Genomic DNA, 13,839 nt, shown 5'->3' on the forward strand with positions numbered 1-13,839 from the left:
TTTACCTATGGAGTTTGATCTCCTTTCCGATCGTAGATTTATCCTTACCAAGAGTCTGTGCGATAGCGGTCTTTGTAGAACCGTTGGTAATACCGGTAAGAATGATACGTCGTTCCTGTAGCGTCAAATGGGAAAAAGCATTTTTAGGATTCATATGTATACCAGCCTTTCCGGCGGCCGTCTCATATGATAAGTGTAAGACTAAATGCAACATTTGTGGAGATGGAAGTAGGAGAAAGACTAAAATCCACTTTGCCCCCTTCAAAGTGGAAATAAACTTTTCACTTCACCAAGATATAGAAAGATATATAGAAAGTGAAAAAGATGTTGACAACAGACTTATAACATACTATAATAGAACAGCATGAAAAAAGGAGAAACAGCATACGCCAAAGCCCCGGAGTAAGCTGATTTCATATAAAAGACAAAGCAAGTTAAGTTATATGATATGATTATTTATAGGAGGAACACCCATGAAAACTTATATGGCTAACCCAGACAAGATTGAAAGAAAATGGTATGTGGTTGACGCTGAAGGATGTACATTAGGACGCCTTGCATCAGAGATTGCAAAAGTTTTAAGAGGTAAGAACAAACCAGAATTCACACCACATGTTGATACAGGCGACTACGTAGTAGTTGTGAATGCAGAGAAGGTAAAAGTAACAGGTAAGAAATTACAGCAGAAGATATACTACAACCACTCTGATTATGTAGGCGGTATGAGAGAGACTACACTGGCAGAGCTGATGGACAAGAAGCCTGAGCAGGTCATTGAACTGGCTGTAAAAGGAATGCTTCCAAAAGGACCTTTAGGTAGAGAGATGATGAACAAACTTCATGTATACGCTGGTCCAGAGCACAAACAGCAGGCTCAGAAACCAGAAGTATTAACATTTTAAGGAGAGGTTGAAAGGAGGACATTACAGTGGCTAACGCAAAATATTACGGAACAGGAAGAAGAAAAAAATCTATCGCAAGAGTATATCTTGTACCTGGAACAGGCAAGATCACTATAAATAAAAGAGACATTGATGAATATTTAGGACTGGAGACATTGAAAGTAGTTGTTCGCCAGCCGCTTGTAGCTACATCAACAAGCGACAAGTTTGATGTACTGGTTAATGTACACGGAGGCGGATACACAGGACAGGCAGGAGCAATCCGTCATGGTATTTCAAGAGCACTTCTTGAGGCAGACCCGGATTACAGACCGATCCTGAAATCAGCTGGATACCTTACACGTGATCCACGTATGAAAGAACGTAAGAAATACGGTCTCAAGGCAGCTCGTAGAGCACCTCAGTTCAGCAAGAGATAATTTCTTATCAAAATGCACCAAAAACCCCGAAGCTATGCGGCTTTCGGGGTTTTTCTTATTTCAAATAGTTTAATTACTCCAGTATCACAATTCGTCCTGAAGACTCCCAAGTGGGCATGACCGTAGTTATGGAAGCAAACTTCGATCAGTTCAATGAAGGTCGCCCGATGGTAAGCATTCTGGATGCCATCGCAGAAACAGAATTAGCATAGAAAATCATATTTATCAATATGAAATAAATTATAATAGGACAGAAGTATAACTATCGAGTTGTCAGAAGACTATTGACAAATACTTGCAGTCAGTGATAATATATCAGTGATATATAGCACTGATATATTATCACTTGACAAGAGGAGTGAAAATGGATGGGAGAGTTGTCAGATACTCAACAAAAAATACTTGAGGTCGGTAAAAAGGAGTTTCTGAAACATGGATTCAAGGATGCTTCTCTACGCGGAATTGTCAAAGAGGCTGGATTTACTCAAGGTGCATTTTATGGTTATTATGCGGACAAGGCGGCACTGTTTGAAGCTCTGGTTTCAGAGGCGGCGAATGGTCTTCAAGAACAATTCAAAACGGCACAGAGTGCGCATGAGGATTTAATTCCTGCTGACAAAACAGCAGAGAGTCAAGAACTGTCGACGGCTTATTTGAACTGCTTTATCAACTATATTTATGATAATTTCGATGCGTTCAAACTAATCGTGTGTTGTTCCGATGGAACGAGATATGCAGGTTATATACATGATCTCGTGGAGTTAGAAGTAAAACAGACAGAGCAGTTTTACAAAAAACTGCGTGAACTTGGGAAAATAGAAGGTTGCATAAGCCATGATTTACATCATATGATTACAAGTGCTTATTTTACGGCTGTGTTTGAGACTGTTGCTCACGACATGACGCGTGAGCGAGCGATAGGCTATGTAAATGAACTGGCCATATTTTTTAACAATGGTTGGAATGGATTATTAAGGCTCACATGAGCCTAAATTTTTCAACCAATGGTTAGCTAAAACTAACCATTAACCTAATCAATTTCTATAAGATCAGGAGATAATCAAAATGACCAAAGCTGAAAAAATACTTGTAAAAAGTAAATTTAGAGATATTTATCGTTCTATGGGAATTCCAATTAGAGAAGCAATTTTACGAGAGTATGTCGTATTGTTAAACGAAAACGAGCCTATGGACAAGAAGTCAGAGATTCATATGGAAAAGGCAATTTTACCGGCAATAGCCATATATAGGGTTTTGCCCCAAAAAGGATATAGTGAGACTGATGTAAGACGAATGATACGGAAAAGCATACTTGATGGTGCAAAGCCTATGACAAGGTTGTTCCAGGCTCTTGGGAAACTTCCATTTTTCTTTTCGTTGTTTCGCATCATGTGTCCTTTGTCTATGAAGGGAGATTACGGCGGCATAGGATGGGATTTTGAATGGAAACGCAACGACAAGTTTGCAATTGAATGGGAGTGTCACTCTTGTTTGTATGTCAACTGCTTGACTAGCTATGGTATGAGAGAATTGGCATCTATATTCTGTGAGAGTGATGACGTTATGTATGGTAATATCAAAAATGCCCGTTGGGCAAGAAGGAACACAATCGGCAGAGGTGCCGAACTATGTGACTTTACTTTCTATAATACAAAGAAAGAAGGGATTCGAAATGAAAAAAACAAATAAGTGGTCGGTCAGAGATGTTATCACCACAGCGCTTCTGACAACATTATTAGTGGTAATACAACTTGCAGTTAATATGATCTGTATGGTAAATGATTTTGTTAGTATGGTGTTGTCAGTAGGAATTACAATGTTTTTGTGCGCACCTGTGTATTTTCTTATGGTGAGCCGTGTACATAAACGATTTGTTACGCTAGCCTATATGACAATACTTGGTTTTATTTTTCTTGCTATGGGAAACTGGTATCTATTGCCGTATTATATGGCTGTCGGTGTCATCTGTGAAATAATTCTTTGGAACAATGGCTGGGAATCAAAAAAGAAATTAACTGCGGCATGGACGATTTCCAGTTTGCTGTATAATGGTGTGAATTTACTGCCTCTTTGGTTTTTTCGGGATACATATGAGTCATTTGCACTGTCCGCCGGCATGGAGCAGAGCTACATTGATTCATTTGTTCGTTATTATTCATCGAGTGTTTGGCTTGTATTTATCATTCTTTTTACCACAATTTGCGGTTTTGCAGGCAGTTTGGTCAGCGGAAAACTAATCCAAAAGCATTTTAAAAAGGCAGGTGTGCTATGATGCAGCGCACCGATGCGGCAATTTCTGTAAAACTGTGGGCACTTGTATGCACAATCATGGGGATTTCGTTAACATCCAATATGGTACTCACTTGCGTTTTAGCTATGTGCGGTTTTACTTTTCTCGCGGTGCAGCGAAACTTTCGGTTACTGCGTGGGTTTGGTATTTTTTATCTGATATTAGCGATACTGCTTTGTCTGATACGGTTTTACGGTTTGCATATGATGGTTTTTTCGGAGTTTCATGTTTTGATGTTTTGGAATTTATCACCTGTTTTTATTGTGGGTTGGGACTTGATTACAACCCCACCGGGAGAACTTGCGGCATTTCTTTCATACATACATACTCCAACGCCAATAATTCTTGGAGTTTTGGTTATGTTCCGTTTTTTTCCTACCATGCGGGCAGAACTAAAGTGTGTTTGGCAATCTATGCGAAACCGTGGTCTCACCTCTCCTTCTCAGCTTCTTTGTCATCCGGCAGTGTCCTGTGAGTATGTTTTGATTCCTATACTTTTAAGATGCTTGCAAATAGCGGACCAGCTGTCAGTCTCTGCAGTGGCGAGAGGAGCGGAAAATCCAGCAAAGCGTGGCAGCTATTACAGCAGAAAAATCAACGTCTCTGATTCTGTGTGGTTTGTGGTTTGGAGCAGCGTTACCGCTTTGTTTCTTGTGCTTGGAGGTGTTCGATTATGATTACACTGAAAAAAGTGTCCTTTCACTATAAGGGTTCCGACGCTGGTGTCTGTGATATTGATTTTTCAATAAAGGATGGGGAATGTATCGTACTCGCAGGCCCATCTGGCGGCGGAAAGACCACATTGACGCGTTTACTGAACGGACTTGCACCTGCGTACTATCCGGGAGAACTGACAGGGCAGATACTATTTAATGGGAAAGAATCGGTAAATAGCAAAAGTTATGAAATCGGACGAGAAATCGGCAGTGTGTTTCAAGACCCAAAGAGCCAGTTCTTTTCATCAGAGCTTGCAGGCGAGGTTGCTTTTGCTTGTGAGAATTATGGAATGCATACAGATGAAATAAGAAAACGCACAGACATGGCAATAAGAAGGTTTGATCTTAACTGTTTTCGCGGCCACAGCCTTGACGTGCTTTCCAGCGGAGAAAAGCAAAGAGTTGCCATTGCTTCTGTATATGCACTGCACCCAAATGTTTATGTTTGTGATGAACCGACTGCCAATTTGGATGATAAAGGTTCCACACACCTGGCAGATATGTTGCAGAAGTTAAAAAAGGAAGGCAATACACTAATTATCGCCGAGCATCGGCTCGCGTGGCTTGCACAGATAGCGGACAGATATGTTTATATTGCAAATGGCAGAATGTGTTGGGAAAAGACTGCCAAACAACTGGCAGAAATGTCAGATACAGAACGCGATATTTTCGGATTGCGTATAGTAGATAAAATAGAACTTGGATCGATACAGGCATCAGTAGAGAACACTTCTCCTGTTCTTTCTGCACACAGGCTTAGCCTTACTCAAAATAAAAAAACAATTTTTACGAACCAGAATTTTTTGTTGTTTTCAGGACAAATAACTGCTCTCACAGGAGAAAATGGTGCGGGAAAAACAAGCCTTGCCAAAGTCCTGACCGGACTAACACGAGAAAGCAGCGGTGAAGTACAGCTATTTGGAAAACGAAGTGCACCGAGTCATCGAAGAAAAACAATATGGTATGGATCAAATGATACGGCTACTCAGTTTTTTACCAATAGTGTAACCGAAGAGCTGCTGCTCCAAAGCAAAAAAACTCCAGAAGTGCTTGAGCGTGCAAGAAAATTACTGAAAGATCTTGGCCTCTACAAATTTAGGGAGGTACATCCGGCTTCTCTTTCGGGTGGACAAAAACAGCGGCTTTCCATTGCCTGCGGTATTCTATCGCAACGGAGGATATTGATTTTTGATGAACCGACAAGCGGTCTTGATGGAATAAATATGGAAATCATTGCAAGTCTTTTGAAAGATGAATCAAGAAAAGGAACTGCAATTTTGGTTATTACACACGACAAGGAACTGATACAGCGTTGCTGCAATTTTGTCATTAATATTGATAAGCAATAGAAACCAAGGAAAGTGGGTGAGAAAATGAAAAATGAAACACAATCATTCGAGCAAATGGATTATAAAGATTTCGGGTTTGCAAAAAAGACGATTACTCCATTTATCCAAAAGTATTTACTAAATGTGAAGGATGGTCATGTTCATATGACTGCCTATAAAATTATGCCGGGCATAGAGCTTTACTGCACAGACTACCAAACCCAGGAACACTTCTCAGGGAAAGTGAATGAATGCGAATACTACCAGATTGCTTATGCACATAAAGGCATTTATGAAAGCAGAATAGACGGACATCGGTTTCTCAGGTTAGCTGAAGGCGAAATATCTATGATGACCAATACATACCAGAGTTTTGATTCCCGAATGCCAATGGGATATTATCAAGGTGTCAACATTATTATCTATCCTGGCAGAATGGATGCTGATACGGTTCGTTTCTTCTCGTTTTTTGATATTGAGATAGATTTGCTTTTTCAAAAGCATCTTCAAGGCAAACGATTCGAACGATTTGTCTGCGATACACATATTATCAAAGTTTTAGAGTCGTTATATGAGGCTACACGAGATGGGGACCAGATTCACATGAAGATTCATCTTTTACATCTTCTGACGGAATTTGTTCATTATGAAGGAGCAAAACAAAGGAAATATTATGTCGTAACGGATAAAAAAATGGAGACAATTAGTGAAATAAAAACATATATAGAAAAGAATTCAGACAAACATTTCACAATAAGAGAGTTGGCGGTGCTGTTTCACATATCAGAAACAAGTCTCAAGAATAATTTTAAACTTCTTTATGGATGCAGCCCTTATGAGTTTTTGAAAAGAATTCGCATGCGTATAGCAGCAGATTTGTTGCTTGAGACAAATGATGCCATAGCTGAAATTGGAAGTGAAGTTGGATATGAAAACCCAAGTAAGTTTTCTTCTGCTTTTTCCAGCGTGTATGGTATTTCTCCAATTAAGTATCGAAATAATAGCTAAATGGAGCATTTTGTCTAAACAGAGTGGCAGAGTACTCTTTTATTTTGTATATTGGTTAGTGGAGACTAACCTGGAAAAATAAAGGAGAGATTAATATGAAAACAAAGCTGAAAACCAAAGATTTTATATACGCAGGTGCGTTTGGTGCAATTTATGTAATTTTGATGATGGTGCTAGTGTCAGGTACTGGAATGATTCCTGTTCTTTACATCCTATCGCCCTTTTTTGTGGGCTGTGTATGTGCAACTGTGTATATGTTGTATGTGACAAAAATAAAAAAATTTGGTGCGATTCTGATTCTTGGGTTGCTGTTTGGAATTGTAACAAGTACCAGTTCCTTCATTTCACTTGTGTGGGCACTGATTTGCGGACTTCTTGCAGAGCTGATTGCAAGGGCAGGAAAGTATTCTTCCAAAAAGATGTTTTTGCTTTCCTATCCGGTGTTTAATTTAACGATGATTGGACCATTTTTGATGTTGTTTTATGCGAAAAAGCAATTTATAACCTTGTGCGAACAGTTTTATGGTGCGGACTATGCACAAATGGTGGATAAGCTGACGCCAAGTTGGATAATTTTTGTTCTTGCGGGTCTTGCTCTTGTGGGGGGCGCAATTGGTTCACTACTTGCATCTAAATTTGCAAAAAAACATTTCGAAAAAGCAGGAATTATATAAATGTGTGGAAAGATTGCGTTGGACCCGAGAGTGAAACTGTTGCTATTTTTTGTGAGTTGCTGGTTTGCCATGAAGGTGACAAAGCCAATTCCTAATCTTTGCATGGGGGTGTTTCTTACAATACTCCTTTGTCTTTCAGGAAAAGGAGTGGTTGCAATCAAATATTTCAGCATCCTATGTCTCACAGTCTTTGGTACTGTATTGCTCCAAGGAAAGATTCCTGGCGTGATCGGCTTGCTTTTATTGGGCGTGATGGTGCTTGGAAGAATTGTTATTCCGATGATAATGGCTTTTACTCTTATATTTCAAACCACAAGTACGAGTCAATTTATGTCAGCACTTCAAAAAATGAAATTGCCCGTAAAAATTATTATACCTGTGATTATTATGTTTCGTTTTATCCCTACCGTTCAGCAGGAGTGGATAGGAATCAGAAAGGCTATGGCGTTTCGTGGTATTTCTCTTAAAGCAGGAAGCGTCATTTTTCATCCGATTGTTACAATTGAGCACATTCTTATGCCGCTTTTGTTTAGTTCTACATCTATTATTGAAGAATTGGCGGCTGCATCGCTGGCAAGAGGGCTGGACAGTGACAGGAAGCGAACATGTACACTTCAAATTAGAATGCGGAGCTTCGACTACACATGTTTGCTGATTGAAGTTGGGATAATTGGTTTTTTACTATTTGGAAATGCGTGGTGATAAGCAAATGATAGAAGTGAAGAATTTAAGTTATACATATACATCGGATGAGGATAACGGACTTAAAAACGTTAATTTGCTAATTCGCAAAGGCGAATTTGTTGTTTTATGCGGAAGAAGCGGATGCGGAAAGACGACACTAACGCGTGCGCTGAACGGACTGATTCCTCACTTTTTTGAAGGTGAGTTCAGTGGGCAGGTCAGTGTAGAACGTATCAATATTTCAGAGGCGGAGCTCTCAAAAACCGCGGACTTAATCGGAAGTGTTTTTCAAAATCCAGCCAGTCAGTTTTTTCATATTGATACAGATGGTGAATTGGCATTTGGATGTGAAAATCAGGCAATGGAGCCTGAACAGATAAGACGCCGAGTAAAGAAAAGTGTTATTGACCTGCACCTTGAAGCGTTGACGGGAAGAAACATTTTTGAATTATCCGGTGGAGAAAAGCAACAAATTGCCTGTGGTTCAGTCTACGCTGCAAACCCAAAAGTCTATGTACTTGATGAGCCGTCTTCCAATCTTGATGTAAAAGCCGTTTTGCGCCTCAGACAGATATTGCAAAGACTAAAGCAGGAAGGCAACACAATTGTGATTGCGGAACACCGCTTATATTATCTTGTAGAATTGGCAGACAGATTTGTTTACATGGATAACAGTACAATCGCACAATGTTTCAGTTCCAAAGAACTCTTGCAAATGCCTAATGAATTAAGGCAGGCGCTTGGGCTTCGTATTCCGGATTTAAGCAAAGTAGAAACTACGGTTTCGGAATACAAGGAAAGTAATAATGCGATGGAAATCACAGATTTAATATGTAAAAGAAACAAAAGAGAAATATTATCTGTTCATAGGCTAAGCATTCCAAAACACGCTGTTATTGCTGTTATTGGTAAAAACGGAGCAGGTAAAAGCACCTTTGCAGAATGTATCAGCGGCTTACAAAAATGCAGCGGACAGATTATTACACAAGGTCATCTATGCAAGCCAAAAGAAAGAGTAAGGAGAAGCTTTCTAGTGATGCAGGATGTGAACAGACAGCTGTTTTGTGACAGCGTTTTAGAAGAAATCACGATGGGTTCTTCCAATTCTAATCCAGATGAGGCCAAAGAACTGCTTGATTTAATGAATTTATCGTCATTAGCGGATAAGCATCCTGCCAGTTTGTCTGGAGGACAAAAGCAGCGAGTTACGATTTGTGCAGCCATCTATGCAAAAAAGAAGTGGTTGTTTTACGATGAGCCTACAAGCGGACTTGATTATGATGGGATGCAGCATTTTGCAGATTTGTTGAAAATGAATCAAGATAAAACAGAGTTTTCATTTGTAATCACCCACGATATGGAATTGGTTATGAGCGGATGCACCCATGTATTACACTTGGAAAAAGGAAAGCTAAAGGAGTTTTATCGCATTGATGGAAGTACACAGACAAGACTTCGGCAGTTTTTCTTATGTGAAGAAAGAGAGGAAATAGTAAATTGAAAGCAAAAAAAAGAGGCAGTATTTCGATTTTGCTTGAATATGCAGGAAACTATCGTTATTTAACGATTTTTGGATGCACTTTATCAGGCATTGCGGCGGTTCTCGGTATCATGCCATACATTTGTGTATGGCTTGTTGCAAGAGACATTCTGGCAGTATATCCAGCCCTTGCAGATGTTCAGGAATTAACAAAATGGGGCTGGTATGCAGTTTGGTTCTCTGTTGCGAACCTTGCAGTTTATTTTATAGCATTGATGATGACACATATTTCAGCATTTCGTGTGGCAAAAAACATGCGGCAGAAAGGTATGGAGCATATTATTTCGCTGCCGCTGGGATTTTTTACTGCAAATCAATCCGGAAGGCTGAGAAAGCTGGTAGACGATAACGCGACACTTACAGAGGACTTGATGGCACATAAAATGGCAGATACCGTGGGCGCAGTGGTGACTCCTCTTGCAGCTGTCGTTTTCTTATTTGTTTTTGACTGGCGAATGGGACTATTGACACTTCTTACCATGATTCTCGCTTTGGCCTCCATGGGGATGATGATGAGTGGAAAAAATGCGAATTTCTTCCACCGTTATCAACAGGAAATTGAGAAGATGAGTGGTGAGGCAGTAGAATATGTCAGAGGAATTCCGGTTGTGAAAGTATTTCAGCAAACGGTATATTCTTTCAAAGCGTTTTATGCTGCAATTCTCTCATACAGTGATCTTGCAAGTAAGTATGCCATGAGCTGTCGAACGGGAAACACTTTCTTTTTAAGTGCGGTAAACGGAGCGTTTGTGCTATTGATTCCGGCCGCATTATATCTTGCGTCCATCAGCGATGGGTGGAGTGTAATTCCAAACTTCATATTCTATGCGCTATTTGCGCCTGCCTGCGGCAACATGATTAATCGTATTATGTATGCTTCGCAGTCACTTATGGAGGCAAACGAAGCTGTCTATAAAATGGATGAAATATTGAAGAATCAACCGCTTGTGAAAGCAAAGAATCAAAAGCAACCGGGAGATGCTACCCTGGTATTTGATCATATCAGCTTTACCTATCCGGGTAGCACCAGGGCGGCTCTTGACGATGTGAGTTTTCAGGTGAAACCTGGACAGACAGTTGCTTTAGTAGGACCATCAGGTGGAGGAAAGACAACGGCAGCAAGTTTGATACCGAGATTTTGGGATGTGCAGGATGGGGCTGTAACCATCGGTGGTGTGAATGTGAAAGAAATTGATAGTGCACTTTTAATGGATAAGATTGCCTTTGTGTTTCAGGATACACGCTTATTCAAACAGAGTCTGTTTGAAAATATACGTGCGGCAAAGCCAAGTGCTTCGCGCGAGGAAGTACGACACGCCGCCCATGCTGCCCAGTGTGACGATATTTTGCAGAAGCTGCCTGACGGTTTAGATACCGTTGTAGGTGCAAAAGGTGTTTACCTATCGGGTGGAGAAGTGCAGCGAATTGCATTAGCACGTGCGATTCTAAAAGATGCACCGATTATTGTACTTGATGAAGCAACAGCCTTTGCAGACCCGGAAAATGAGGCACAGATTCAGAAGGCATTCGAATCTCTTGTGCGTGGTAAAACAGTACTTATGATTGCTCACCGATTGTCAACCATCCAAAATGCAGACAACATTATTGTGCTTGATGACGGAAAAATTAAGGAGAAAGGTACTCACGAAACGCTGCTTGCAAAAAAAGGCTTGTATCATAAAATGTGGCAGGATTATCAAAAATCCGCGGTATGGAAAGTTGGAAAGGAGGCGGGAACAAATGATATCTAAAATTCAACATGTATTTGCTTTGAGCCGTCAGGGCGCAAAGGATTTTGTCAAAGCAGTGGTGCTCACGGTAATTTGCAACATCAGCCTGATGATTCCCGTCGGTGTTACCATGGCAGTCATTCAGTATATGCTTACAGCGATTCCGGCAGGAGAAAACACAGCGGGAAAAATCCTATATTACACGGGCATTGCCGTACTGGTTTTAGCAGTTTTGTTTATCTTGCATTATCTACAGTACGGAGCGCTTTACCTGTCTGTTTATACGGAAAGCGCAAACCGCAGAATCGGCTTTGCGGAAACGCTGAGAAAACTTCCACTGTCTTTCTTCGGTAAGCGAGATTTGAGTGATTTAACAGCAACCATGATTGCAGATTGCTCTAGTCTTGACCAAATGTTTTCACACTATATTCCAGTTTTGTTTGCAGCGATCATCTCTACTACAATCGTGGGAATCAGTATGTTCTTCTTTAATCCAATAATGGCACTGGCAGTTTTGTGGGTAGTGCCGGCGGCAATTCTATTAACGGCAGGATCGAAAAAGATGCAGGATACTTATGGGTTAAGAAACATCGCGGCCGGCAGAGCCGTAACAGACTGTATTCAGGAGGGTCTTGAAACGAACAGAGATTTAAAGGCATGCAACAGACAGAATATTTATATGCAGGAGCTTGTGAAAAAGACAAACGAAGCAGAAAAGGCACACATAAAAGCAGAGCTGGCAACAGGAAGCTTTGTAAGCTCTGCACAAGCAGTTCTTCATATCGGAATGGCTACTACGGTTCTAACCGGCGCGGGGCTTTACACAAAGGGTGAACTACCGCTTTTATATATGATTGGATTTCTCTTTGCAGCGGCCAGAATTTATGATCCACTCAGTATCGTACTGATGAATATGGCAGCAACATTTAATGCAAAGCTGCAGATTAACCGCATGCGCGCCATTATGGAAGAACCAATACAGACCGGCACGGAAAGCTTTACGCCGAATGGATTTGACATCAGCTTTGAAAATGTGGATTTTTCTTACCGTGAAGGCGAAGGCGTGCTGTCGAATGTGACATTCACAGCAAAGCAGGGACAGGTTACGGCACTTGTTGGACCATCCGGAGGTGGAAAATCCACTTCTGCAAAGCTTGCAGCAAGATTTTGGGATATTAACAAAGGTAAAATTACTTTGGGCGGCGTAGATATTTCCACCATTGACCCTGAAACATTATTAAAGTATTATGCTATTGTTTTTCAGGATGTGGTGCTGTTTCGCGATACAATTATGGAAAATATCAGACTCGGACGCAGAGGAGCGTCGGACGAGGAGGTATTAGCAGCAGCAAAAGCAGCGCAATGCGAGGAATTTATCTCCAAGCTTCCAGACGGATTTCAGACGCAAATCGGTGAAAATGGCTCGACGCTTTCAGGCGGAGAGCGTCAGAGGATTTCCATAGCAAGAGCACTATTGAAAAATGCCCCTGTGGTTCTTCTCGATGAAGCAACAGCAAGCCTTGATGTAGAAAATGAAAGTCAGGTACAGGACGCACTGTCAAAGCTTGTACAGAACAAAACTGTTTTGGTTATTGCACATCGTATGCGCACCGTTGCAGGAGCAGATAAGGTTGTAGTACTCGAAAATGGAAGCGTAGCACAGATGGGTAAGCCAAGTGACTTGATGCAGCAAAGCGGAATATACCGTAATATGGTGGAACTACAGAACGAAAGCATGGAATGGAAACTGGTTTGATTTAAGTAAAATCCGTGTCCTTTTACATGAAAAACCAGTAGGCAAGGAAATTAAACATCCTTGCCTACTGGTTTTTCTTTTTTGATTATTATTACTGAATGCAAATTGTTAAAATACGTAATAATGGGATGTTTTTAAGGGGAGATCGCTTATCGTTCAGTTCATGCAATTTTCCTAGCGCGGCAGATCAGCCCGTAATCCTCCAGATACCTTTCCATACGTACCAGTTCCCGTTCTTCACATCCCTGAACTGTAAGCACAAAAGTTCCGCTGCTGCAGCAATCAAAAAGCAAAAGAATATCTTCCGTCTTCACGACGGTACCGCCTGCCATTACAATTCCTGTAAACGAATAATTCCCCAGCATATACAAATAGTCTATTAAGTTCTGTACAGTACCTAAATGTATCACATATGTTTTCACAGCCGCCACCTCCTGGATTTCATTGCTTATATAGATATTATATGGTAAAATGAGTCATCTAAACAGGGGGAAAACACACATAAATGTGTGATTTTCTCATGTGTGTGCCAGGCATGGCACTAATCTAGCTAGTGAAAGTCTAGTCACGGGTATTTACCGCCAAGTGTAGCGGAGCGCAAGTTGGCATCAGTAATGATGTGGATGAAGGAAGCGCATAGCAAAGTTCACGAGCCTACGAACAGAAACTTGATAAGGCGATGAGGTGGGTAAGGTTGCACATCAAACCAAAGCCCGAAAGGTAAACGTATAACCGAAGTTGTAAATCAAGAGGTTGTGGAATGAAAGATTAGTGCCTTACCCTTGGGAGGCC

General features: G+C 40.8%; 15 protein-coding genes. 13 read left to right on the forward strand and 2 right to left on the reverse strand.

Annotated features, from left to right (window positions below):
• Position 1: 1 nt before the first annotated feature.
• The gene (locus HMPREF0240_RS24125; RefSeq protein WP_347462638.1) at positions 2-214 is read right to left on the reverse strand and encodes a helix-turn-helix domain-containing protein; all 213 of its coding nucleotides are present in this window, start codon (positions 212-214) and stop codon (positions 2-4) included.
• Positions 215-473: 259 nt separating this feature from the next.
• Here HMPREF0240_RS24125 and rplM point away from each other — a divergent pair, with 259 nt between their 5' ends.
• From rplM to HMPREF0240_RS21485, 13 genes are all read left to right on the forward strand, one after another.
• The gene (gene rplM, locus HMPREF0240_RS21425; RefSeq protein WP_009005495.1) at positions 474-902 is read left to right on the forward strand and encodes a 50S ribosomal protein L13; all 429 of its coding nucleotides are present in this window, start codon (positions 474-476) and stop codon (positions 900-902) included.
• Between the two features lie 26 nt (positions 903-928).
• Positions 929-1,321 carry a 30S ribosomal protein S9 gene (gene rpsI / locus HMPREF0240_RS21430; RefSeq protein ID WP_009005496.1) on the forward strand — a complete coding sequence of 131 codons (393 nt, stop codon included), beginning with the start codon at positions 929-931 and terminating at the stop codon, positions 1,319-1,321.
• 368 nt (positions 1,322-1,689) lie between these two features.
• Complete coding sequence (locus tag HMPREF0240_RS21435; protein WP_009005497.1) at positions 1,690-2,307, forward strand: TetR/AcrR family transcriptional regulator; 618 nt, start codon at positions 1,690-1,692, stop codon at positions 2,305-2,307.
• A gap of 79 nt (positions 2,308-2,386) precedes the next feature.
• The gene (locus tag HMPREF0240_RS21440; RefSeq protein WP_009005498.1) at positions 2,387-3,010 is read left to right on the forward strand and encodes an L-2-amino-thiazoline-4-carboxylic acid hydrolase; all 624 of its coding nucleotides are present in this window, start codon (positions 2,387-2,389) and stop codon (positions 3,008-3,010) included.
• Entirely contained in the window at positions 2,994-3,593 is a 600-nt protein-coding gene (locus HMPREF0240_RS21445) for an MptD family putative ECF transporter S component (RefSeq protein ID WP_009005499.1), read from the forward strand. The genes HMPREF0240_RS21440 and HMPREF0240_RS21445 overlap by 17 nt, the downstream gene beginning before the upstream one ends.
• Positions 3,590-4,288, forward strand: coding sequence for an energy-coupling factor transporter transmembrane component T (locus tag HMPREF0240_RS21450; protein ID WP_009005500.1), 699 nt, complete (start codon positions 3,590-3,592; stop codon positions 4,286-4,288). The genes HMPREF0240_RS21445 and HMPREF0240_RS21450 overlap by 4 nt, the downstream gene beginning before the upstream one ends.
• Entirely contained in the window at positions 4,285-5,676 is a 1,392-nt protein-coding gene (locus HMPREF0240_RS21455; RefSeq protein ID WP_035314518.1) for an energy-coupling factor ABC transporter ATP-binding protein, read from the forward strand. Before HMPREF0240_RS21450 ends, HMPREF0240_RS21455 begins: the two co-directional genes overlap by 4 nt.
• A 24-nt stretch (positions 5,677-5,700) precedes the next feature.
• Positions 5,701-6,663 carry an AraC family transcriptional regulator gene (locus HMPREF0240_RS23635; protein WP_050794593.1) on the forward strand — a complete coding sequence of 321 codons (963 nt, stop codon included), beginning with the start codon at positions 5,701-5,703 and terminating at the stop codon, positions 6,661-6,663.
• Positions 6,664-6,758: 95 nt separating this feature from the next.
• Complete coding sequence (locus tag HMPREF0240_RS21465; protein WP_009005503.1) at positions 6,759-7,337, forward strand: MptD family putative ECF transporter S component; 579 nt, start codon at positions 6,759-6,761, stop codon at positions 7,335-7,337.
• Positions 7,338-8,039 (forward strand): energy-coupling factor transporter transmembrane component T, encoded by a 702-nt coding sequence (locus HMPREF0240_RS21470; protein ID WP_009005504.1) that lies wholly within the window; start codon positions 7,338-7,340, stop codon positions 8,037-8,039. It abuts the gene before it with no gap.
• A 7-nt stretch (positions 8,040-8,046) separates the two neighbouring features.
• Positions 8,047-9,522, forward strand: coding sequence for an ABC transporter ATP-binding protein (locus HMPREF0240_RS21475; RefSeq protein WP_035314519.1), 1,476 nt, complete (start codon positions 8,047-8,049; stop codon positions 9,520-9,522).
• Positions 9,519-11,312 carry an ABC transporter ATP-binding protein gene (locus tag HMPREF0240_RS21480; protein ID WP_009005506.1) on the forward strand — a complete coding sequence of 598 codons (1,794 nt, stop codon included), beginning with the start codon at positions 9,519-9,521 and terminating at the stop codon, positions 11,310-11,312. The genes HMPREF0240_RS21475 and HMPREF0240_RS21480 overlap by 4 nt, the downstream gene beginning before the upstream one ends.
• Positions 11,302-13,047, forward strand: coding sequence for an ABC transporter ATP-binding protein (locus HMPREF0240_RS21485; protein WP_009005507.1), 1,746 nt, complete (start codon positions 11,302-11,304; stop codon positions 13,045-13,047). The genes HMPREF0240_RS21480 and HMPREF0240_RS21485 overlap by 11 nt, the downstream gene beginning before the upstream one ends.
• A gap of 161 nt (positions 13,048-13,208) precedes the next feature.
• Here the strand turns inward: HMPREF0240_RS21485 and HMPREF0240_RS21490 are convergent, their stop codons facing one another.
• On the reverse strand, positions 13,209-13,469 hold the full coding sequence (locus HMPREF0240_RS21490) for a hypothetical protein (RefSeq protein WP_035314520.1): 261 nt from the start codon (positions 13,467-13,469) through the stop codon (positions 13,209-13,211).
• Between the last annotated feature and the right edge of the window lie 370 nt (positions 13,470-13,839).

The organism is Clostridium sp. D5, assembly GCF_000190355.1.
Taxonomy (GTDB): Bacteria; Bacillota; Clostridia; order Lachnospirales; family Lachnospiraceae; genus Faecalicatena; species Faecalicatena fissicatena_A.

Coding starts and splice junctions, on each gene's coding strand:
- HMPREF0240_RS21440 (WP_009005498.1), top strand. CDS start 2,387: ATGACCAAAGCTGAAAAAATACTTGTAAAAAGTAAATTTAGAGATATT.
- HMPREF0240_RS21450 (WP_009005500.1), top strand. CDS start 3,590: ATGATGCAGCGCACCGATGCGGCAATTTCTGTAAAACTGTGGGCACTT.
- HMPREF0240_RS24125 (WP_347462638.1), bottom strand. CDS start 214: ATGTTGCATTTAGTCTTACACTTATCATATGAGACGGCCGCCGGAAAG.
- HMPREF0240_RS21470 (WP_009005504.1), top strand. CDS start 7,338: ATGTGTGGAAAGATTGCGTTGGACCCGAGAGTGAAACTGTTGCTATTT.
- HMPREF0240_RS21435 (WP_009005497.1), top strand. CDS start 1,690: ATGGGAGAGTTGTCAGATACTCAACAAAAAATACTTGAGGTCGGTAAA.
- HMPREF0240_RS23635 (WP_050794593.1), top strand. CDS start 5,701: ATGAAAAATGAAACACAATCATTCGAGCAAATGGATTATAAAGATTTC.
- HMPREF0240_RS21485 (WP_009005507.1), top strand. CDS start 11,302: ATGATATCTAAAATTCAACATGTATTTGCTTTGAGCCGTCAGGGCGCA.
- HMPREF0240_RS21445 (WP_009005499.1), top strand. CDS start 2,994: ATGAAAAAAACAAATAAGTGGTCGGTCAGAGATGTTATCACCACAGCG.
- HMPREF0240_RS21455 (WP_035314518.1), top strand. CDS start 4,285: ATGATTACACTGAAAAAAGTGTCCTTTCACTATAAGGGTTCCGACGCT.
- HMPREF0240_RS21465 (WP_009005503.1), top strand. CDS start 6,759: ATGAAAACAAAGCTGAAAACCAAAGATTTTATATACGCAGGTGCGTTT.
- rplM (WP_009005495.1), top strand. CDS start 474: ATGAAAACTTATATGGCTAACCCAGACAAGATTGAAAGAAAATGGTAT.
- HMPREF0240_RS21475 (WP_035314519.1), top strand. CDS start 8,047: ATGATAGAAGTGAAGAATTTAAGTTATACATATACATCGGATGAGGAT.